This window comes from Spirosoma horti (genome assembly GCF_054776595.1).
In genome coordinates, this window is record NZ_BAAHBQ010000008.1 from 217,356 (window position 1) to 239,769 (window position 22,414).

16 protein-coding genes are annotated in these 22,414 nt (G+C 48.4%); 7 read left to right on the plus strand and 9 right to left on the minus strand.

Translation table 11 applies throughout. The features are described from left to right. Positions 1 to 18: 18 nt before the first annotated feature. A complete protein-coding gene (gene selD / locus ACYVAM_RS24620) occupies positions 19 to 1,098 on the minus strand; it encodes a selenide, water dikinase SelD (protein ID WP_461072037.1) in 1,080 nt (359 codons plus the stop codon). 327 nt (positions 1,099 to 1,425) lie between these two features. Between selD and ACYVAM_RS24625 the strand changes: the two genes are divergently transcribed. The 3 genes from ACYVAM_RS24625 (at position 1,426) to ACYVAM_RS24635 (ending at position 7,013) form a co-directional block, all read left to right on the plus strand. Further along, a complete protein-coding gene (locus ACYVAM_RS24625) occupies positions 1,426 to 4,803 on the plus strand; it encodes a TonB-dependent receptor (RefSeq protein ID WP_461072039.1) in 3,378 nt (1,125 codons plus the stop codon). A gap of 79 nt (positions 4,804 to 4,882) precedes the next feature. Then, positions 4,883 to 5,749, plus strand: coding sequence for a glycerophosphodiester phosphodiesterase family protein (locus tag ACYVAM_RS24630; protein WP_461072041.1), 867 nt, complete (start codon positions 4,883 to 4,885; stop codon positions 5,747 to 5,749). Positions 5,750 to 5,804: 55 nt separating this feature from the next. Continuing rightward, positions 5,805 to 7,013: a ComEC/Rec2 family competence protein gene (locus ACYVAM_RS24635; RefSeq protein ID WP_461072043.1), complete on the plus strand. Its 1,209-nt coding sequence runs from the start codon at positions 5,805 to 5,807 to the stop codon at positions 7,011 to 7,013. Between the two features lie 2 nt (positions 7,014 to 7,015). On the opposite strand, the gene ACYVAM_RS24640 is transcribed toward ACYVAM_RS24635, so the two are convergent. After that, on the minus strand, positions 7,016 to 8,011 hold the full coding sequence (locus ACYVAM_RS24640; RefSeq protein ID WP_461072045.1) for a patatin-like phospholipase family protein: 996 nt from the start codon (positions 8,009 to 8,011) through the stop codon (positions 7,016 to 7,018). A 283-nt stretch (positions 8,012 to 8,294) separates the two neighbouring features. On the opposite strand from ACYVAM_RS24640, the gene ACYVAM_RS24645 reads away from it, so the two are divergent. Then, positions 8,295 to 9,269 carry a polyprenyl synthetase family protein gene (locus tag ACYVAM_RS24645; protein WP_461072047.1) on the plus strand — a complete coding sequence of 325 codons (975 nt, stop codon included), beginning with the start codon at positions 8,295 to 8,297 and terminating at the stop codon, positions 9,267 to 9,269. Between the two features lie 26 nt (positions 9,270 to 9,295). Here ACYVAM_RS24645 and ACYVAM_RS24650 read toward each other — a convergent pair whose 3' ends face one another. Beyond that, complete coding sequence (locus tag ACYVAM_RS24650; RefSeq protein ID WP_461072049.1) at positions 9,296 to 10,090, minus strand: sterol desaturase family protein; 795 nt, start codon at positions 10,088 to 10,090, stop codon at positions 9,296 to 9,298. 215 nt (positions 10,091 to 10,305) lie between these two features. Here ACYVAM_RS24650 and pafA point away from each other — a divergent pair, with 215 nt between their 5' ends. Further along, the gene (gene pafA / locus ACYVAM_RS24655; RefSeq protein ID WP_461072051.1) at positions 10,306 to 11,976 is read left to right on the plus strand and encodes an alkaline phosphatase PafA; all 1,671 of its coding nucleotides are present in this window, start codon (positions 10,306 to 10,308) and stop codon (positions 11,974 to 11,976) included. Between the two features lie 53 nt (positions 11,977 to 12,029). Here the strand turns inward: pafA and ACYVAM_RS24660 are convergent, their stop codons facing one another. Further along, a complete protein-coding gene (locus tag ACYVAM_RS24660; RefSeq protein WP_461072053.1) occupies positions 12,030 to 12,800 on the minus strand; it encodes a biotin--[acetyl-CoA-carboxylase] ligase in 771 nt (256 codons plus the stop codon). A gap of 111 nt (positions 12,801 to 12,911) precedes the next feature. On the opposite strand from ACYVAM_RS24660, the gene rsfS reads away from it, so the two are divergent. Together rsfS and ftsH are read left to right on the plus strand one after the other, a co-directional pair. Continuing rightward, positions 12,912 to 13,307, plus strand: a complete 396-nt coding sequence (gene rsfS / locus ACYVAM_RS24665) for a ribosome silencing factor (protein ID WP_460940016.1) — start codon at positions 12,912 to 12,914, stop codon at positions 13,305 to 13,307. A gap of 215 nt (positions 13,308 to 13,522) precedes the next feature. Then, the gene (ftsH, locus tag ACYVAM_RS24670; protein WP_461072055.1) at positions 13,523 to 15,550 is read left to right on the plus strand and encodes an ATP-dependent zinc metalloprotease FtsH; all 2,028 of its coding nucleotides are present in this window, start codon (positions 13,523 to 13,525) and stop codon (positions 15,548 to 15,550) included. 59 nt (positions 15,551 to 15,609) lie between these two features. Here the strand turns inward: ftsH and ACYVAM_RS24675 are convergent, their stop codons facing one another. From ACYVAM_RS24675 to ppk1, 5 genes are all read right to left on the minus strand, one after another. Further along, positions 15,610 to 16,101, minus strand: coding sequence for a metallophosphoesterase family protein (locus tag ACYVAM_RS24675; protein WP_461072057.1), 492 nt, complete (start codon positions 16,099 to 16,101; stop codon positions 15,610 to 15,612). Between the two features lie 15 nt (positions 16,102 to 16,116). Beyond that, positions 16,117 to 17,808: a fatty acid--CoA ligase gene (locus ACYVAM_RS24680; RefSeq protein WP_461072059.1), complete on the minus strand. Its 1,692-nt coding sequence runs from the start codon at positions 17,806 to 17,808 to the stop codon at positions 16,117 to 16,119. A 173-nt stretch (positions 17,809 to 17,981) separates the two neighbouring features. Further along, positions 17,982 to 19,223, minus strand: coding sequence for a NupC/NupG family nucleoside CNT transporter (locus ACYVAM_RS24685; RefSeq protein WP_461072061.1), 1,242 nt, complete (start codon positions 19,221 to 19,223; stop codon positions 17,982 to 17,984). Positions 19,224 to 19,369: 146 nt separating this feature from the next. Beyond that, positions 19,370 to 19,945, minus strand: a complete 576-nt coding sequence (locus tag ACYVAM_RS24690) for a Uma2 family endonuclease (RefSeq protein ID WP_461072063.1) — start codon at positions 19,943 to 19,945, stop codon at positions 19,370 to 19,372. Between the two features lie 102 nt (positions 19,946 to 20,047). Then, positions 20,048 to 22,414: a polyphosphate kinase 1 gene (gene ppk1 / locus ACYVAM_RS24695; RefSeq protein WP_461072064.1), complete on the minus strand. Its 2,367-nt coding sequence runs from the start codon at positions 22,412 to 22,414 to the stop codon at positions 20,048 to 20,050.

The window sequence follows — 22,414 nt, forward strand, 5'->3', positions numbered from 1 at the left end:
CGTTCACCCTCTCACTCTTTAGTTTACGTACACAACCTTTTCCCGGGGCTCCACCAGTTCGCCAAACGCGTGTAGGTCAAAGCCATTTTCGCGGGCTACCCGCTCAAATTCTATTGTGCTATTCGGTTCGACAGCAATGAGCAACCCGCCCGACGTTTGTGGATCGGCCAGAATGTATTTCTGCGTTTCGGTTAGCGCACTGATTTTATGGCCGTAGCTATCCCAGTTACGAATGGTGCCACCGGGGAAACTTTTCTGAGCCAGATAATCCTCAATCATGGGCAGTTTCGGCACATCGTCAAAAGTAAGAACCGCACTTAGACCAGATCCTTCGGCCATTTCGGTGAGGTGGCCCAACAGGCCAAAGCCCGTTACATCGGTCAGGGATTTAACGTAGGGCAACTTGCCCAGAACAGCACCAAAGCTGTTGAGTTTGGCCATTTGGGTAGGAGCAATGTCGGCGTGTTCAGGCTTCAGGATGCCTTTTTTTTGAGCGGTTGTCAGAATACCGACACCAACCGGCTTGGTCAGATATAGTTTGCAGCCTTCCGTGGCAGTGTTATTCTGCTTCAGGTGATCGAGCCGAACCTTTCCCGTAACGGCCAGCCCGAAAATGGGTTCGGGCGAGTCGATGCTGTGTCCACCGGCCAGCGGAATGCCCGCTTCCCGGCAGATAGCGCGGGAGCCTTCCAGGACCTGCGCGGCTACCTCGGGCGGCAGTTTATCCAATGGCCAACCCAAAATAGCGATGGCCATAATGGGCTCGCCCCCCATAGCATATACATCGCTAATGGCATTGGCCGACGCTATTCGTCCGAAATCGAAAGCATCATCAACAATGGGCATAAAAAAGTCAGTAGTGCTGATGATCGCGTCTCCATTGCCCATATCCATTACGGCCGCATCGTCGCGGGAGTCGTTGCCGACCAGAAGCTGGGCCAGCGCGGACGGATTTCCTGAGTCAGGGGTAGCTTCCTGCGGGCCACTCGTTTGCCCATGCAGAATTCGATCCAGGATTTTAGGCGAAATTTTACACCCGCAGCCCGCTCCGTGGCTATACTGAGTTAGTTTAAAGGTAGTCGTTTCGATTGGCGTCATAACGGGACAAAACTAAGATAGAAATTCGGGAGTAAGGCCAGAAACCAGTCCTGTAAGTACATCACCAGGAGTTGAATGGTTCTCTTAGGCGTTTAAAGCTATCTAAGTGGTTGTGTGGACTTAACAATATGATAACAATAGGATATTGAATGTATCCACTCTTAAATAGGCTTATTCGTGGATTTTGGCCTATAAGCTTTCGATTGTTGGTACTTTTTTAAGAAGATGTACCTCGGAGATCAAAAAAAAGAAGCATATTTGTCTTTAAATTGATAACCTATTTGAGAAGGTAACATCTCATCGCGTACCAACTAAAAAAACACTTCTATGTCTAAAAAACTACTGCAATTTCGAATAGCTTTTATGCTGATCGGCAGTATTCTCCTGGCTGTGCTTGGTGGAAGCGTAGCCAAGGCGCAGGTAACAACTGCTGCGATTGACGGTCAGGTGACCGACGATAAAGGTGGCGCGTTACCTGGTGCTACAGTTATCGCTATCCATGAACCATCGGGTAGCCGTTATGGTACAACGACAAACGCATCAGGGCGCTATACGCTGCCAGGTGTGCGGGTAGGTGGACCATTTAAAGTGACCGCTACATTTGTCGGATTTAAGGATCAGGTCGTTGAAGGTGTTTTCACCAACCTCGGTACCTCTGCTGACGTTAGTTTTAAAATGGCAGATAACAGCACACAGTTATCGGAGATTGTTGTTTCGGGTAATCAAAATGGTATTATCAGTTCAAATCGTACGGGGGCTGCTACGTCGTATGGCCGGGCAACGATCAACACGATTCCAACAATTGGCCGTACGCTTGCCGATATTACCAAATACAATGCCTACGGAAACGGGCAGTCGTTTGGTGGCCAGGATCCCCGTTTCAACAACATTACCATTGATGGAGCCGTATTTAATAACGGTTTCGGCTTAGGTTCATCGGCTCAAGCTGGTGGTCGGACGGGTACAACGGCCGTATCGTTGGATGCGCTGGACGAAATTCAGTTGAACGTAGCGCCTTATGACGTTCGTCAAACCGGTTTCTCGGGTGCGGGCATCAATGCCGTAACGCGTTCAGGAACGAACGATTTCTCGGGTTCTGCCTATTATCTTTTCCAGAACAGCAGCTTAGCGGGTAAAAAGGCTGATGGCAGAGATCTGGCTCCAGTAACTATCGATAAAAAAACAACGGGTTTTCGCTTAGGCGGACCGATCATTAAAAACAAGTTGTTTTTCTTTGTAAACGTAGAGCAATTCAAAAGCAGCGTACCGGCGCTGGATTTTGTGGCTGATCGCGGACCTAACACTGCGGGGAACAAGTCTCGTGTAACAGCGGCTGACTTAGAAGATCTTAGTGCCTTTATGAAAACGAACTTCAATCGTGATCTGGGTGCTATCGACAACTTCAACAATCAGGTGAAAAGCACGAAGGGGCTGATTCGGCTTGACTATAACATCAATGATAATAATAAACTGTCGGTACGTTATTCTCACCACGATTCTAAGTCGGATCAGGCGATCAGCAACAGCAGCAGCAGCAACACAGCTGGTAATGGCAACCGTACCGGCTATGCCTCTACCGGATACGCGGGTAACCTGGCGTTGTCTCCACAAAATACAGGCTATCAAATTGCCGATAATACCCGGTCCATAGCCGCCGAATTAAACTCTACGTTTGGGGGTAAATTTGCCAATAAACTGGTTGCTACCTACAACAAACAGATTGAAGACCGGACGTATCTAACCAGTGTATTCCCGACGATCGATATTCTGAAAGATGGTACTACCTATACCTCCATTGGTTTTGATCCGTTTACGCCCAACAACAAGCTGAATTATTCGACACTGAACGTTACTGACAACTTCAGCTATTTTGCGGGTAAGCACACCCTTACATTTGGCTTAGCGTACGAGAAATACACGTCGAACAACGTATTCTTCCCGGCTTCCAACGGCGTGTATGTGTACAACTCGATCGACGATTTCAAAGCAGCAGCGCTTGCTTCTATAGCCAATCCGACATCAACGACATCGCCTGTTTCGGTCGCTCGCTATAACCTGCGCTATTCGCTGGTAAAAGGTGGTGCCGAACCCCTGCAAACATTGCACCGGACGACTTACAGCGCTTATGTGCAGGATGAGTTTCAGATCAACCCATCTTTCAAACTGACGGCTGGCGTTCGGGCGGATATTTTTGCCTATGATAACTCAACCGCGACCGCTTTTACCAACGAAAAAGTTGCTAGTCTCACCTACAAAGATGAGAATGGCGGTGATTACAAACTTAATACCGGCGCTTTTCCCAAAGCTCGCTTGCTCGTTTCTCCCCGTGTTGGATTCAACTGGGACGTGAAAGGGGATAAGATGACGCAGATTCGTGGTGGTAGCGGTTTGTTCGTGTCGCGTATTCCAGAAGTACTGGTATCTAACCAGTTGGGTAACAATGGTGTAAATACCGGTGTATTTAACATCCTGAACCAGAACATTCCGTTTGTTACTGATCCAAGTAAACTGCCCGCCGGTGTATTGCCGCCAATTACGTCAGACGTTCAAAGCTTGTCGGGATACGCCGTTAATGCGACTGATCCGAACCTGAAATACCCTACTGTTTGGAAAACCAACCTGGCTGTTGACCAACGGTTACCGTGGGGCTTAATCGGAACGGTGGAAGTGATCTATAACAAGACCATTCAGGCACTTCGGTATATTGATGCTAACCTGAAAGGACCAGATCGCCAATTGACCGGACCTGATACTCGGGGTCGTTTTCCTGGATCGGGTTTAACCGGAGCTGCTGTTAACGCAGCCCGTTACATTAATTCAACTAACACAAACGCTTTCGTTCTCAAGAATACGAACCAGGGTAGTTCCTACACCTTCACGGCTAAACTTGAGAAGCCAGCCAGCAATGGTTTCGGTGGCATGGTTGCTTACACATACGGTCTGTCGAGAGATTTGATGTCGGTTGGTAGCACGGTTGTTGGTAACACACCTACCGTTTACGGTCAGAACTACTTGACGCTGTCGTATGGCGATAATGATTTGCGTCACCGCATTATCGGGTACGTCAACTACCGCATCAATTATGGTGGTAAGTTTGGCGGATCTACGACCTTCACGCTCGGCGCTACGTCGACCAGTGGCTACAAACAATCGTACACATATGGTAGTGACCTGAACGGTGATGGTCAGATCAATGACCTGATTTATGTTCCGAAGACCGCATCTGAATTGACATTCTCTGCCCTTCAGGTAGGCTCTGGAGCTGCGGCTGTAACCTATTCGCCGGAGCAACAGCAGGCTGCTTTCGATTCGTACATCAATGGCAACGATTACCTGAAAACCCGTCGTGGTCAGTACGCTGAACGGAATGGTGGCTTTGCTCCCTGGTTGACTCGTTTTGACTTCTCGGCTATTCAGGAGTTTTATATCAAAACGGGCGCTAAAGGAACACGGCATAGTATCCAGTTCCGGGCTGATATCCTGAATGCGGGTAACCTGCTCAACAACAAATGGGGTGTAGGATGGATTCCTACAACGGCTAACCCATTGGCGCTGGTAGGCGTAAGTGCTGCTGGTTTGCCAACGTACCGACTGGCTACGCAATCGCTGAACAATCAGACAATCCTGCTGAAAGATTCATTTGTGAAGAGCATCACGATTGATAACGTTTGGCAGGCACAGCTTGGCGTTCGTTACTCATTCTAATACAATTGATTGACTACCTTGAAATCCCCCGCACAGCAATTGTGACGGGGGATTTTTTATTGAACGAAGCCTTCCCCTTATGAAAACAACCTGTCTTTTCTTACTGACTTTCCTGCTGACCTACACAGGAGACGCGCAAACATTAAACCGGTTTCGGGATAGCCAGACGGTCGATGCCTATTTCAACTATAAAGGAGATCATAAACGACCGCTCATTTTAGCCCATCGGGGTGGACCCGGATCATCAGATACCGAAAATTCAATTACCACATTCGATAAGACTGCCCAGGCGCTCCCGGATGCCATTATCGAAATGGACGTTCGCCTGACGCGCGACGGTGGCTATGTGCTGTTGCATGATCCTACTCTGGACCGGGAGTCGGATGCAACAGGCCCGGTCGCCGACAAAACGCTGGCTGAGTTAAAGACTGTTAGGCTCAAGACTCTGTCTGGTAAACTAACTAAGCAATCAATACCAACGTTTACAGACGTGCTCAAATGGAACAGGAACCGCTATATGCTGGCTCTTGACGTAAAGCCCGGTACGGATCCATTGCTGGTGATGGCCGAAGTAGAAAAGCACAACGCAGTGCATTCCGTTTTTGTCATTTGCTATTCAATGGCAGAAGCCCAGAAGGTTCGGGATCGGTACCCGTCGCTTTGGCTGGCGGTTGGGGTAAATGATATGGCTGGTTTGGAACGGCTCGAAAGTAGTCCACTAGCTGCCGGACGTTTAATTGCCCTGACGCCACAGAAACTTCAGCCGGTTTCTTTTTACGAACGGCTGCATAAACTAGGCATTTTAGCGTCTGTTGGGACTTACGGCCCCGGTCAGCTGGATGAAAAGCCACTGGCCGAAGCCACAACCGGTTATCAGGATTTAGCGAAGCAGGGTGGAGATATCATCACGACGGATCGCCCGCTGGAAGTGTCCGGCTTATTCTAATCACCTGTTCAGCATGCCATTCGCCCGACTTATATTCCTTTTCGCAACCCTGTTAATGACAACAACCGGTGTCGCACAGCAAGTGGGTAAGCCGCTTCCTGTCTGGCAACCCGGTTATCTGGATATTCACCACATTAACACGGGGCAGGGCAATGCGACCCTTATCGTATTCCCGGATGGAACAAACCTGCTAATTGATGCGGGAGCAATCAATAAACTGGACTGGCGAACGAATAAGCCACGCAACAATCCGGTCAAGCCCAATGCTTCCCGTCAGGCGGGTGAATGGATTGCCCGGTATGTGCGTCATGCGTTACGCTTTCAGGATAGGCCAGGTATCGATTACGCGGTCATTACCCATTTTCACGACGATCATATGGGATCGCCACTGAATGTGACAAAGAGAGGTAAGGGCGGATATGTGCTGACGGGTATCACCGAGGTGGGGGAATATGTGCCTATTCGCAGGATTATGGACCGTGGCTGGCCCGATTACACCTATCCGCGCCCCCTCGATGCAGATTCGATGGTCGCCAATTACCGTCGGTTTCTGGCCTGGCAAGTTCAGCACAACGGACTGGTTGTGGAAGCCGCCAATGCTGGAAAAAACGATCAGATTACATTACTCAAACAACCCAGAAAATATCCGGTCGAGGTTAGAAATTTAGCCGTCAATGGAAAGATCTGGACAGGAGAAGGAAACGCAACGCAAACACTTTTCCCTGATTTAACCACGTTAAAAGCGGCTGATTACCCAAACGAAAACATGTGTAGCATCGCCCTTCAGATTCGTTACGGGGCCTTTGCTTATTTTTCGGGTGGTGATATTCAGGGCGTACTTCAGTTTGGCGCACCAGCCTGGCACGATGTGGAAACGCCGATAGCCAAGGTAGTCGGGCCGGTAGATGTCCAATTGGTTGATCATCATGGCTACGCCGATTCGCAGAATGGTGCCCTGGTAGCGAGCCTACGCCCGCGTGTTTTTGTTATTCCGGCCTGGGCGTCTTCCCATCCAGGCCGCGATGTGCTTGAGCGTCTTTTCTCAGAACAGGTTTATACGGGTCCTCGCGATGTATTCGCTACGAATCTGCTTGAGGAAGCCAAAGCTCCCATCGGCGATTTGTTACCGAAGTTGAAAAGTCAATCGGGTCACGTGGTTATCCGGGTCGAGCCTGGTGGAAAATCGTACCACGTACTCATTTTAGATGATACGACCGAATCGTACACAGTGAAGGCTATTAACGGTCCATACCAGTCACGCTAACATTAGGGTAAACTCGTTGTGTCGTTAGCTAAACGTTTCTGCTTTAGCATATCCGTTCCGGCCTGGTAGCCCTGAACGATCATTCGGCCGATGTCGTCGGAAGTGAATTTCATCAGGTTGAGGTAGAGTGGCTCGGTGGGTCGTACGATTGTCAGGTTCAGGTCCCGGCCATTGAGGTGTTCCCGATTGGCAAACCGTTCGGCCCAGGCAATGTCGTTATTGACCAGTTGATTGACGGTAATGTCTTTCACACGATCCATCAGGTTCAACAGATTCCGGTAGTTGAATTTCTCGTTATAAATCTTTTTGGCATGGCAGGCTACACAGGCAATATCGGTGGCACCGTCCTCAATGGCAACGCGGAGGGGAGCGACTTCACGGAGGCCACCGTCCAGAAACGCGCGCCGATGATCGCCCCCGATTTGGACGGCTGGCATCAGAAAAGGCAATGAACTGCTGGCATACACGAAGTCCAGAAAATTCGGGTCATGGGCGTCGGCATAGAACATGTCGCCCTGTATGATATCGACGGCACCGACCTTAATCTTCACAGGACCGGTTTTGATCGCTTCCAGATCGACGTGATTTCGAATCAGGTTCTGAATAGGCGAGTTGTCCAGTAAGCCATCAAAACGGCTCATGATGGTGTTATAGCCCATCCGAAAACGGGATCGAATAACGGCGACATCGGCTGGTTTGGTAATGTTGCGAATCCAGAACTCAATCAAAAATTTACCCACTTTCACCCAGTCGACCTGGCCTGTTGCTGCCTGTTGCCGGGCGGCTTCATTGGCAATAAACGTAGCATTGAGGCTTCCCACCGAAATACCGTAGAGTTGATCGGGTACAAACCCGGATTCGAACAGGGCCATAACGGCTCCAACCTGAAAGGCCCCTTTTAAGGATCCTCCGCCCAGTACCAGGGCTCGTTGAGGGACAACTGCGGGTGTTGATATAGCTGCTTTGTGAGGAAGGGGGGGCGTTGGATTATCAATCATATACCGGTAGAAGGGGTTACGTGAGCAGCATACATGGGCGGAAAGTTGATGCTTTTCAGGTAATAAACAAAACGAATTAATAATAGCACAGTTACTAAGAGGATAGCTGGTTTTCTGAACGGCTTTTTCGGCATCTGAGCTTTCCTTACTATACTTGCCGTAAAAACAGGCACTAGCGCCGTTTATTCCGGTGAATGGATGTTCGTGCTGCTTCGTTGGCTACTTGGTAACTATCCTCGGTTGAATGCTGTTACCTGAATGCCGCTCACTCATAACTGAACTAATGCCTCTTACCGTCGCCGATATACAAGCCCCGATTGCTGCTGAAATGGAATTGTTTGAGCAGAAATTTAAGGGGCAAATGAAAAGCGATGTTATGCTGCTGGACCAAATCATGAATTATATCGTGAAGCGGAAAGGCAAGCAATTGCGTCCTATGTTTGTCTTCCTGATGGCGGGCGTTTGTGGCCCCATTTCAGAAGCTACGTACCGGGGTGCCTCCCTGATCGAGCTGTTGCATACCGCCACGCTTGTTCACGACGATGTGGTCGATGAATCCAATTACCGGCGTGGCTTCTTTTCAATCAATGCGCTTTGGAAAAACAAAGTGGCGGTGCTGGTTGGCGACTACCTGCTCTCGCGTGGTTTGTTGCTTTCTGTGGATAACAACGATTTCGACCTGCTCCGGATTGTCTCAACGGCTGTTCGTGAATTAAGCGAAGGAGAATTGTTGCAGCTCTATAAAGCCCGCCGGTTAGACATTACCGAAGATATCTACTACGAAATCATCCGACAGAAAACGGCCTCGCTCATTGCGGCCTGCTGTGCCGTTGGCGCTCGTTCTGTCGGCGCCGACAAAGAGCTCGTTGATCAGGCGCACAATTTCGGTGAAAAAGTAGGCATTGCTTTTCAGATCAAAGACGATTTGTTCGACTATGGAACCGCTGAGGTAGGAAAGCCACTGGGTATCGACATCAAGGAGAAGAAAATGACGCTTCCCCTGATCTATGCACTAAATAAAAGTGGTTTTCTGGAAAAGCGCCGGATCATCAACATCATCAAGAATGAAAGTGAAAAGCCCAAAAAAGTAAATGAGGTGATCGCTTTCGTCAAAAACTCGGGCGGTATCGAATACGCTACGGAGGCTATGAACCAGTATGTTGCCGAAGCACAAACGCTGCTGAATGCGTTTCCCGACTCGCCTTACCGGCAATCACTGCATCAGTTAGTTCAATATACCATCGACCGAAGTAAGTGAAAGAATGATGAATGACGTTGTAGTATTTATAATTCATCATTCATCATTCTTTTCTTCGTTTTCTCCCCGAACAGTCGGTGGAAATCAGGGCTCTCGGTGCGCATCCACTTGTCCCAGAATGTAAAATACAGGCCGTAGTTGAATCGAAACTGCGTGTGATGGAGGCTATGGTGCGTAGCGCCAATTAGCCAGCGCCCGAGCCAGTGCCGATTGAAGTCCTGGGGATAAACTTCGGTGTTCAGGTGGTTAATGGCACTTGAGAGCGTCATAATCATCAGAATCAGGCCCACCGCCGAAATGTGCAGAGGCAATATAAACGTTAGGGCTGGGATGATAATGGCTTGCAGTGTGCTCTCAATAGGATGAAACGAAAAGGCTGTCCAGGGTGAGGTTGTAATACTGTCGTGGTGGGTTTTGTGTACCCAGCGGTATACGCCCGGACGGTGCATCCAGCGATGAAGCCAGTAATAATAGGTTTCGTGGATAAACAGCACGATAGCGATACTGGCAGGGTACCAAAGTAAGGGATAGCTGTTGATATCCGTGTAAATGGCCGTATAACCGTTTTGGTAAGCCAGAATAACGGCTACAGCAATACCCGTAAAGATTAGGGACGTAATGGCTGACCAGCCAATTTCCCGCCAGTCCTGCCCCGCTTTTCTCGGCCGTGTTTGTACAGCCCGGTGGGCAAACTGGTCTTTCAGAGATACCTTGAATAACCACCAGAAACCCAGCGAGAACAGCACATATCGCCCGAAAACAGCGACGAAGAAAAGCAAAGCTGTTAGCCCAAACGTAGCTGGACTGTTAATGACAATCATAGAAAATGATGAAGAGATGTGAGATGTGCTAGTGAGTCAACCAGATCAACACAACAATGTTGGAAAAACAGCCCCTTGATACCTATTAGTAATCACAAAGGTTTCTGTTACTATTAAAATGACTTTACAAACGCTTCATTTAGTTAGTTCGCTGTCCCGTCAATTTGTTTGTACATTTGCCGTAAGTCCTGAATCATACAATAGAAACTGGCTTTATGCGCCTAATTTTTTCACTTCTGGTGGTGTCTGTACTCACCACAGCGTCCTTAGCTCAACAAAGAAAAACAGCAAGCACAACCGCTAAATCAAGTGCAACTGCCCAAACATTGGCCAGACCCAAACTAGTTGTTGGTATTGTCGTAGACCAGATGCGCTACGACTATTTATATCGCTACTATGACAAATTCAGTGCGGGTGGATTCCGGCGAATGATGGATGGCGGTTTCAACGCCCGTAATAATCATTATCATTATGCCGCAACGTATACGGGCCCGGGTCATGCTGCTATTTATACCGGCTCGGCTCCAGCGCTGAACGGTATTGTTGGCAATGATTTCTACGAACGCAACATCGGACGGTTAATGTACTGCGCCGAAGATACAACCGTTAGCACCGTTGGTAACACGGGCGTGGCAGGTAAAATGTCACCCCGGAACCTGTTGGTAACCACCATCGGTGACCAGCTCAAACTAGCAACCGACGGGCGCGCTAAAGTTATTGGGATTGCGCTGAAAGATAGGGGAGCTATTTTGCCCGCCGGGCACGCAGCCAATGCGGCTTACTGGTTCGATTCGAAAGATGGTAATTTTATCAGTAGCACATTTTATCAGAATGAACTGCCCAAATGGGTGCAGGCGTTCAATGCTCGCAAGCTGCCCGATCAGTTCATAAGCCAGAAATGGGAGGCATCTCTGCCCATGGACAAGTACACCGAGAGTACAGCTGACGATGAGCCCTATGAAACGGTACTAGCCGGAGAAACCAAATCTGTTTTCCCGCACACATTCGCCATTCAGGCGGGTGGGAGTAAATATGAACCCTTGCGCACGAGTCCTTTTGGTGACCAGATCACGAAGGAGTTTGCGCTGGCTGCGTTGAAAAATGAGCAACTGGGGCAACGGGGCGTTACAGATATGCTTTGCGTAAGCTTTTCGTCGCCTGATTACATTGGCCACGCCTTTGGGACACACGCCATTGAAACCGAAGATCAGTACATCCGGCTTGATCAGCAACTGGCTGAGTTGTTTAATCAGTTGGATGCCAGTGTAGGTAAGGGCCAATGGGTGGCTTTTTTATCGGCCGACCATGGTGTTGTCGACGCACCCGGTTTCCTGCAACAGAATCGAATTCCGGCAGGGGTGCGGGGCTATGGTGAAATTGGCGAAGCCGTGAAATCTACGCTCGAAAAAGCATATGGCCCAGGGCAATGGATGCTGTCGTATTTCAATCAGCAGATTTACCTCAATCATGCGTTGATGACGGAGAAAAAAATTGCCATGCAGGATGTGTATGAGTTGCTACGGGCGGTATTGCTCAAACAAAAAGCGGTGGTAAATGTCGTAAATTTACACAACCTGGGTGCTGAAGCACTGCCGAGCCTGCAGGAGAACCTGTTTCGGAATGTATACCATCCCAACCGTAGTGGCGATTTCTACGTGATGCAGCAACCCGGATGGCTCGAAGGCCGTAATAAGGGCACAACCCACGGCACCACATACGCTTACGATACGCACGTACCGTTCTTACTTTATGGCTGGGGCATCAAACCGGGCCAAACACTTCGCCGAACCCACGTTCATGACATTGCACCAACGATTACCGCGCTGCTTGGCCTGCTCGAACCCAGCGGCTGCATTGGCAACCCGGTGGAAGAAGCGATTAAATGATCGGGGCCGTTCGTGCGTATGATGTAGGATTTGCCTATCACAGGCATCCTACATCATACATTAAAAAGAAAGCTTACTTCCTTAAACCCAAAGTGCTTCATCTTCCCATCAACGCTGATGGCTAGTCGTCCGGTGGTATCTATGCCACAAATTGTACCCCTGAAATACTGGCCTTCGCTTTCAAACGTATGCTCCTCCTGATAGCGGTATAAAATCTGTAAATAACTAGTTTTAAGCGTATCGCGCTGACCAGCCCGTAGTTGCAGGTAACGTTGTTCCAGGGTCTCGCAGAGACGACTCAGTAGGCCGGGTAAATCGTAGGCATTCGGTAAAGGAGCCTGGCATTGCAACGAGGTCGCTGTTGAATAACCAAACTCCGTTTGATTCACGTTCAGCCCCATACCCACCACCGACCAGGCAATGTTATAGCCGTGTAGCGTATTTTCAATCAAAATGCCACCCAGTTTATGATCATCGACGTAGATATCGTTAGGCCATTTTATACGCAACGAATGGCCGATTAATGGTTGCAGCGCGTCGTAAATACCTAACGAAATGGCCATATTTAGCCAGAATTGATCCGTTGCCATCAAAAAAGAAGGACTCAGAATCAGCGAGAACGTCAGGTTTTGGCCGGGCTTTGCTTCCCACTGATTGCCACGTTGTCCACGACCGGCCGTTTGGTTATTGGTTATGACAACTAGTCCTTCATTTGGGGTCGAATGGGCAATCAAAGTAGCCGCTTCATCGTTAGTTGACTGACAGCTTGGCAGATATTGGATTATTTGTCCAATAAAAAGCGTTTTGGGATAGATTTTGTACAAAATATTGTATAGTTTAGTAGTAGAGAGTTAATGAATGGTACTGCGGGCTTCTAAACACCCATAGGCAATGTACCCGCTGATTAGCTTATCGTGCAATGTTAAACCGAAAGCATGAGAATTAACAAAAACAGTGAATTTACCGCCGAGCAGATACGTGACTTCGTTGTTCGGGGAATGCAGGAGAAAAAAGGACAGGATATTGTCGTAATGGACCTGCGGAAAGTTAAAAATGCTATTTGCGATTATTTTGTTCTTTGCTCGGGTACCTCCGACACACAAATTGACGCTATATCGACTTCCGTAGAGGAAGAAGTTTATAAAGCCAGTAAACAAGACCCTTGGCATAAAGAAGGAAAATTGAACCGGGAGTGGATTTTGCTTGATTACGTTGATGTTGTTGTTCACGTGTTCAAGAAAGACCGTCGCTCGTTCTATGATCTTGAACAACTTTGGGGCGATGCCGAGATTCACGTTATCGAAGATAATGATTTCGCAGTAGCATCTTAATGCCAGATAGTGAGCACATTACTGTTAAGCTATTGGTTTTAAGCAGCTTAAAACATAATTAGTGCTCATCTGGTTTTATGTAGAGTTAGCGTATAACAGGCTCGTTTTGGGCCGCTTGTGGGGCTGACAGACCGTTTGTCCTAACCATTTCGCAGTAGAAACAATCATTCGCGAAACGGTGTTACCCTTGAAATCCGTTAGTACAACCTGAGGAAATGGCAGAAAATAATAAAAATCCGTTAGTACCCCGTGGTGGGCCACGTAAGCCCAACTTTCAGGGCTGGATTGTTGCATTGCTGATTGCCGCCATTCTTGGCATTACATTCTTTAACCGAAGCTCAGCTACCCGCGACATTACGCAAAAGCGATTCGAGCGAATGGTGAAAGACCATGAGGTTGCGGAAGCTATTGTTGTCAATGACAAAATAGCCGAAGTAACCTTGACGCAGCAAGCCGCGCAAAGTCCAAAATACCGCAACTTATTTGCAGAAAAGCCGTATTTCGGCAATAACCAGGGACCGCATTTTCAGTTTCAGATTGCATCTGGCGAAACGTTCAAAAAAGACTTGGACTTGCTACAACAGGGCATGCCTGACAATGAAAAAATTGATCTCAAGTTCGAAACGCGAAGCGATTTTGGCAGCATCATCAGCACATGGGGCTTCCTTATTGTTATGATTCTGGCGATGTACTTTTTGCTCGGACGTATGTCGGGCGCTGGTGGTCCGGGTGGACAAATCTTTAATATCGGAAAATCGAAAGCAGCGCTATTTGATGCCGATAATAAGGTGAAAATTACCTTCAATGACGTTGCCGGGCTGGATGAAGCAAAAGAAGAGATTAAGGAAATTGTCGATTACCTGAAGAACCCAACCAAGTTCACCAAACTTGGGGCAAAAATTCCAAAAGGAGCTCTTTTGATTGGCCCTCCAGGTACAGGTAAAACCTTGTTGGCCAAGGCTGTGGCTGGCGAAGCTGGTGTTCCTTTCTTCTCTCTGTCAGGATCAGATTTCGTAGAAATGTTTGTTGGGGTGGGTGCCGCTCGGGTACGTGACTTATTCAAACAGGCGAAGGAAAAAGCTCCTTGTATCATCTTTATTGATGAAATTGATGCGGTTGGCCGTTCGCGGGGACGTGGTTCCATGCCAGGTGCCAATGACGAACGTGAAAATACGCTGAACTCCCTGCTGGTAGAAATGGATGGGTTTGCAACCGATTCAGGTATTATTATCCTGGCTGCTACAAACCGCCCTGATGTATTGGATCCTGCTTTGCAGCGTCCAGGCCGCTTCGACCGTCAGATCAGCATCGATAAACCAGATATCATTGGGCGGGAAGCAATTTTCCGGGTTCACCTGAAGCCAATCAAATTATCGGCCGACGTTGATCCGAAAGAACTGGCTGCTCAAACACCTGGTTTTGCCGGGGCAGAAATTGCCAACGTTTGCAACGAAGCTGCGCTGATTGCGGCCCGTAGCGACAAAGAGTCTGTCGATATGAAGGATTTCCAGGATGCGATGGATCGGGTGATCGGCGGTCTGGAAAAGAAAAACAAAATCATTTCGCCAGAGGAAAAAGAAATCGTTGCCTATCATGAAGCCGGCCACGCTGTAGCTGGCTGGTATCTCGAACATGCCGATCCGCTTGTAAAAGTGTCGATCGTACCACGGGGTGTAGCGGCTCTTGGTTACGCTCAGTATCTGCCACGTGAACAATATCTATATCGTACCGAACAGCTTATGGACGAAATGGGTATGGCACTAGGTGGCCGGGCGGCTGAGGACTTGATCTTTGGTAAAGTATCGACGGGTGCTCTAAGCGATCTGGAGCGTATCACCAAGTTGGCTTACAGTATGGTGACCATGTACGGCATGAACGACAAAATCGGGAATGTATCGTTTTACGATTCGAAGCAGTCGGATTATAATTTTAATAAGCCTTACTCTGAAGAAACGGCTAAACACATCGATGAAGAAGTTCGTAAAATCATCAGCGCGGCCTACGATCGGACGAAGAATCTGTTGAGCGAACATCGGGATGCCCTAGAAATTCTGGCTAAAGAGTTGCTTGAGAAAGAGATTCTGTACCAAAATGATTTGGTACGCCTGATCGGCAACCGTCCTTTCGAGCGGGAAACGGTTTACCAGGCTTACAAGAACAAAGGGGTAGCTGAAGAGGTGAAGGAAGATATAGGTTTGGATTCTAAACCTGCCGAAACGGAACCAGAATCGTTGCCGATATAAGCCAGTATAAATTGAAAGACATAAAAAAGGGACTCTTCTGGAAGAGTCCCTTTTTTATGCTATTTTTTGCCTAGTTCAATGACCTGCATGTCGAGGATTTTACCGGCATCGAGCGAAAACCGGATGGCCGTTCGAATTTTATGGAAACCTGTTTTGCCGGCAGCACCTGGATTGATAAACAGCAAATTATTTTTCGTAGAATCCCGCACAACTTTTAGAATATGGGAGTGGCCACACACAAATAAGTCGGGCGGATTAGCTGTCAACACCGGTCGTGTCGTTGGGTTATACGAAGGTGGGGTACCGCCAATATGCGTCATCCAGACATCCAGACCTTCAAGTGTGAAGCGTTGATTGGCGGGTAAGTCGGGCGATTCCTGGTCGATATTGCCACTCACGATTCGTAAGGGGCGGAAGGCTCGTAGCTGTTCCGCAACCGTTAGAAGACCCACGTCACCCGCGTGCCAAATCTCGTCGCAGGTCTCAAAATGGGTAAAAATCTGTGGGTCAAGATAACTGTGGGTATCTGATAAAAGACCTATTCGCGTCATATGGAAATGTGCATCTTAAGAAGCAAGAATCAATTCCTTCATTTCGCTTCGAATCTTCTTCTTGTCAATTTTACCAACGCTCGTCTTTGGAATTTCCGATACAAACAAAATTCGGTCGGGTACATACCATTTGTGTAACTCACCCCGCTGCACTTTAGCCTGCAAGTCAGTTTTTATACCTTCGGCAGTTAACGAATAACCCGGTTTCTGAATGATGAGTGCATGCGGGCGTTCGCCCCAGCGGTCATCGGGAAGGCCAATAACGGCTGATTCGGCTACACCGTCGACCTGTGATAAAACATCTTCCATATCCAACGAGGAGACCCATTCACCACCCGTTTTGATAACGTCTTTGGTACGGTCAGAAATGACAACCCAGTAATCTGCCGTGATGCTGGCGACATCACCTGTGTGAAGCCAGCCACCTTTCCAGAGTTCGGCACCGCGCTCGGGATCTTCATAATACCCCTGGGTAAGCCAGGGACCACGCGCCACGATTTCGCCGAGTGAATGCCCATCATGAGGAACAAAGTTTCCATCATCGTCCATCAACCGCATCTCAATAAAAGGCGAAATACGTCCGGCACGTGTTCGAAGTTCGATCTGCTCATCCGCCGAGAGTTCTTTTTCCTGCTCATTCAGATAGCCAACTGCCATTACCGGAGCCGTTTCTGACATACCGTAACCTGACATAACAGTGATTCCCAGATTCGTGGCGGCAATCGCCAGCCCTTTTGTCAACGCTGAACCGCCAATCAACACTTTCCACCGGCTAAGATTGGCGCGGAATTTTGGCGCAGCTGGACTACTGACCAGCATGTTCAGAATGGTTGGTACGCAGTGGGATAGTGTAACCCCTTCTGTAATCAGTAGTTTGAGCAATAGTTCGGGCTCGTAGCGGCCTGGATACACCTGCTTGGCCGACATCATGGTGGCCAGAAAGGGAAAGCCCCAGGCGTGCACATGGAACATTGGCGTAATGGGCATATACACGTCTGTAGAGCCCTTGAACGGCATGGCTTCGTAGCCGATGATATAGGTCAGCAGACCCATGGTATGCATGAATAACTGCCGATGAGAGAAGTAAACACCCTTCGGATTACCTGTCGTCCCAGTTGTGTAAAATGATGTAGCCCAGGTATTTTCATCAAAATCCGGGAATTCATACTGATCCGAAGCGCCTTTTAACAAAGATTCATATTCGCCCGAAAAACCGCTGGGTAGGCCCGTAAGCGGTGTGGTTTCAGAACCGCCAACATAAACCTTGTCACTCAGGACAATGAATTTTTCAACCGTTGTTAACTGATCTTTGATAGCCGCTAAGATGGGTAGGAAATCCTTGTGGATCAGCACAATCTTATCCTTCGCGTGATTCATGGTGTACAGAATCTGCGCGGGCGACAACCGAACGTTGACCGTATGCAGAATGGCCCCCATACTGGTAACACCGAAGAAACATTCGAGGTATCGGTGGCTATCCCAATCAAACACAGCAACCATATCACCCGGCTGGATGTCCAGTTCTGTCAGCACATTCGCCAATTGCCGGACACGCTGGTTAAACTGGATATAGTTCATCCGAAATAAGTCCCGATAAACAATTTCGCGTTGAGGTTCATATTTGAGCGACTGCGCCAGCATCGTTTTAATGAGCATGGGTGGCTCATGCGCTTCGGCAGTGCGTGGGATTAGTTTTGTCTGAATCATGATTAGTTAACGGTATTTACTCAAAGACAGATGAACCGAAGGTAGTATTGACTAATGGAAAGAAAAAATAGTAGAAAATAAAATAAGCCCGGCCACCACTTACTGGAGGACCGGGCTCAATCGGTAATAATTCTATTGGTATGTTTATCAGCCGTTTGTCACGGCAGTCAGTATTAGAGTAGTAAACCGGCAATGGTTGCTGACATATAGCTGGCCAGGGTTCCACAAATCAGCGCTTTGAAGCCGATTCGAGCCAGGTCGCTGCGCCGTTTGGGAGCCAGTTCGCCAATACCACCTACCTGAATGGCAATAGAGCTAAAATTAGCAAAGCCGCACAAGGCAAAGCTGACAATCGCGATTGTTTTGGGATCAAGCGTGCTCTTGATTTTTACCAGATCCAGGTACGCCACAAACTCGTTAACCACCATTTTAGTCCCCATCAGTGCCCCGGCGGCTTCAATATCTTTTCCTGGTACGCCCATTGCCCAGGCAAATAGTGAGAAGAGTTTACCCAGCAGGTAATTGATGCTTAGGTAGTCGATGCTGAACACATAATAGCCTAACCGGAACATGATGCTATCGATTAGGGCAATCAGTGCAATAAAGCCGATTAGCATGGCAATGACATTGAAGCCTACTTTAAGACCTTCGCTGGCTCCCGCTGCAATGGCGTCGAGCAGGTTGGCATAGATTTTCTTGATCTCTACTTTAACCGTTCCCTGCGTTTCCGAAACCTGCGTTTCGGGCATAACAATTTTACTGATAACCAACGCACCCGGCGCAGCCATGATGCTGGCGGCTAGCAGGTAGGGAGCCGGAACGCCAAGCGAGATGTAGACCGCCAGAACGCCACCCGCAATACAGGCAAATGAGCCAGTCATGCTGGCCAGCAGTTCGGAGTTTGTCATGCCGTTCAGGTAAGGCTTGATCATGATCTGTGCTTCAACCTGCCCCACAAAGGTACTGGCTACGTTGGAAAGCGCTTCGGCACCGCTTACGCCCATGAGCCACTTCATGGCCTTCGCCATTACAGCTACGACACGCTGCATGATGCCCAGGTGGTAGAAGATATTGACCAGCACCGCCACGAAAATGATGGTCGGAATAACTTTGAAGAAAAAGATAAAGCTGTTTTGAGGACCAAAAGCCTTTGAGAGTTCATCGGGTCTTACCAACGATGAAAAGACAAATTCAGCGCCTTTATTGGCTTTTTGTAAAAGCCGGTCAACGTAGTAGCCAAGTCCCTGAAAAATGTTTCGCCCGATATCCGTTTTCAGGACAAAAACCGCCAGACTAAACTGAAGTAGAAGGCCAACACCAACGGTACGATAATTGATTGCTTTTCGATTATCTGAAAGGGCATAAGCGATACCCAGAATTAAAACAATGCCTATCAGGCCAGTAAAACGCTCCATTCAGTAAAGATACAATTACAGTTAGGCTGGCGAAGATACAAAAAGAAGACATGGAACGCGCCCCAAAAAATATTCCTAAACGAAAACCGTCTGATTTAACGAAGAATATTCGTTAAATCAGACGGTTAGCCTGTTGTAGAATTTGCCTAAAGGATGCTTTTCAAATCCAGTTCGAATCCCGGCAAGGTCGTTTCGCCGGAAAGCAAACCAAGTCCGGCAACTTCCTGAATTACTTGATTAGGCCGGTAAATATAGGTTACCTGATTAGAGATGTCGATCAGCCAGCCTAATTGGCAGCCGTTAGCCATCCAGTCATCCATTTTCTCGAAGCAGTCTTTCAGGCGGTCAGACTGAGAGCGTAGTTCGAGAACAAAATCAGGACATATCGGTAAAATCTTACGACGTTGCTCAAGTGTGAGCGTGTCCCAGCGGCTTTGCATGATGGCAGAAACATCGGGTGACATTATCGACGTATCAGGCAGGCGAAAGGCCGTCGACGAATCGAAGAACTTTCCGAATTGTGTCTGCCGGTTCCATATGCCAAACGTGACACTCAACTCAAAATTGGTATTGCCGGTTTCTCCACCTGTGTTGGCCATTAGTACAATATCACCATTCTTACGGCGCTCAAATTTCAGGTCCGGATTATCCTGACAAAAACGAGTGAACTCGTCGTCGTTCATTCTTAAATCTTCCGGTAAATGCACCCGTATTGATTCCATATTGTACAAATGTAACTAATAGTCTTCACAAGTAATCTAATTTTATTAAATGATTACTTGTGAAGACTTCTGCAGAAAAGCGCGTTAATGCATGCGTAGTAATTAAATGTTCGCAATGGCCCGTTCGGCACCTTCCTGATACTCCTCTTCAATCTGGGCTACATCGGCGGGTTTAATTTCGGGATCGAACAGCCGGGCTTCCATTGCTTCTTTTTCCGTTATTTCAAAGAACCGCTGATGCATGTTGAAGGGTTGGTCACCCTCCGGGACTTCGCATTTCTTGAAATCTCCATCTTCCTTCAGTTCATAGGCATTGACGTTGTCGCGCAGGTTATCTTTCAGGATAAGGATAGCCTGCTGCTTCACCCGCTTGTCGGCCAAAATGAACAACGACTCGATACGTCGGTCAAAGCTCCGAACCATAACATCGGCGCTGCCGCCATAAACTTTCGGATCGCCGTTGTTATGAAAATAGTAGATGCGGGTGTGCTCCAGAAAATCGCCAACAATGGAGCGAACCGTGATATTTTCACTTAAACCAGCCCGGTGAGGGCGCAGGCAGCAGATGCTGCGGACGATCAGCCGAATGGGTACACCCGCCTGAGACGCCTTGTACAACTCGTCGATTACCTGCTTGTCTTCCAGCGAGTTGACCTTTATGCAAATGCCACTTAACAACCCGCGCTGAGCGTTGTCCGCTTCGACCCGAATCAGCCGAAGCAGCTGTTCCCGCATGTCACGCGGAGCCGTAATCAGATACTGATACTGATTGGGTACCGAGTGACCGGTGATGACATTGAAAAACTCCGAAATGTCATGGGTGTACGTCTCATTCGTTGTCAGCAGGCCGATATCGGTGTACAATTTCGACGTATCTTCATTGTAGTTGCCGGTGGCCATGTGGGCATAGCGGACAACGCGGCTCCCTTCATTCCGAACGACCAGCAGTAGCTTGGTATGGGTTTTAAACCGGCTGATGCCATAGATAACAAAGCATCCTGCTTTCTGCAATCGTTGCGCTTCCCGAATATTATTCTCTTCGTCGAAACGGGCTTTCACTTCGAACAGAACCGATACGTGCTTGCCGTTCTCGGCCGCTTTCAATAAGGCTTCCGTAATACGAGACCGTTTCGCCAGCCGATAAACGGTAATTTTTATAGCCAGTACGTTCGGGTCTTCAGCCGACTGTTCGAGCAGTTGAAGGACCGGTTCGAAATTATTGTAGGGATGGTGCAGTAACAGATCGCGCTGTTTGATCAACTCAAATATGTCATCTGTTTTATCGCGTCCCAATCCCAGCGGAGGTACGGGCGCATGCGGAACAGGCATCCCATCCTTAAACTCCGGGTTGCCGATGATTTGCCATAAAGACGAAAAATCGAGCAGCGTGTGCGATTCGAAAATGTTTAAATCATCGATTTCCCACCGCTTTTTGAGCAGATTCAGCATCCAGGGCGAACCTACCGACGACTGGCTATCGGCTCCACTGCCTTTAGTTTCAATTTCAACACGCGTTACACGGCCCAGACGCCGGTTTTTGATCTTCTGCCGAACTTCGTCGATGAAATCGACTTCATCGTCATCATTTTCATCGAGCGTAAAATCGCCGTTCCGCGTAATACGAAACAGGTTTACCGATTGAATTTCGACGTTTCTGTACAGTTTTTTGATGTTCTGTCGAACGATTTCTTCGATCGGAATGAAGACGATGGTGTCTTCGCGCTCGAACGAAATAAACCTGGGCAGGTTAGCCGGGATCTGGACAAAGGACAACCGTTGGCGGTCATCTTCGTCTTCGGCTCGTAAGCTTTTTACTTCCGCTTCATCGGGATTTTGCGTAACGACACCAAAAATGAGGACTTTAGCCAACAGGACCGGGAAGGTATGCGTGTAGTCATACAGCATGGGGGTCAATGTTGGATAGATAGCCCGGTCGAAGTAATTCGTCGCTTCTTCCTGCTCTTCGGGTGCCATACTGGCGTAGGTAACAAGTTGCAGCCCATTTTCGGCAAAAAGGGGTAGCAATTGCTCGGAGAAAACAGCTTGTTGCTCCTGAAAAAACTGATGCGCCGTTGTGTACAGGGCTTTCCGAAAAGGTACCTCACGCAAGCCCGAGTAATCGACCCGTTGCTTATGATAATCGAGGTAGTTGTACAAACTTCCCACACGAATCATAAAGAACTCGTCCAGGTTCGACGCCGAGATCGCCAGGAACTTCAGCCGTTCCATGAGTGTGCGGTTCTTTAACGGCGCCTGCACCATACGAGCCTGATCCAGAACGCGCTCATTGAATTTAAGCCAGCTTAGGTCACGGCTTAAATAATCACTCTGGTCAATGACATTGATAACTTTTTCGCTAACCTTCGCCAGCTTGTCTGTTCCCTGGGCAGGCGCATTGGCCGGACGGTTCGTAAAACGGGAAACCAAGTTACCCAATATGGTGCGGTTTGAGTTGAGGGAATAACGCAT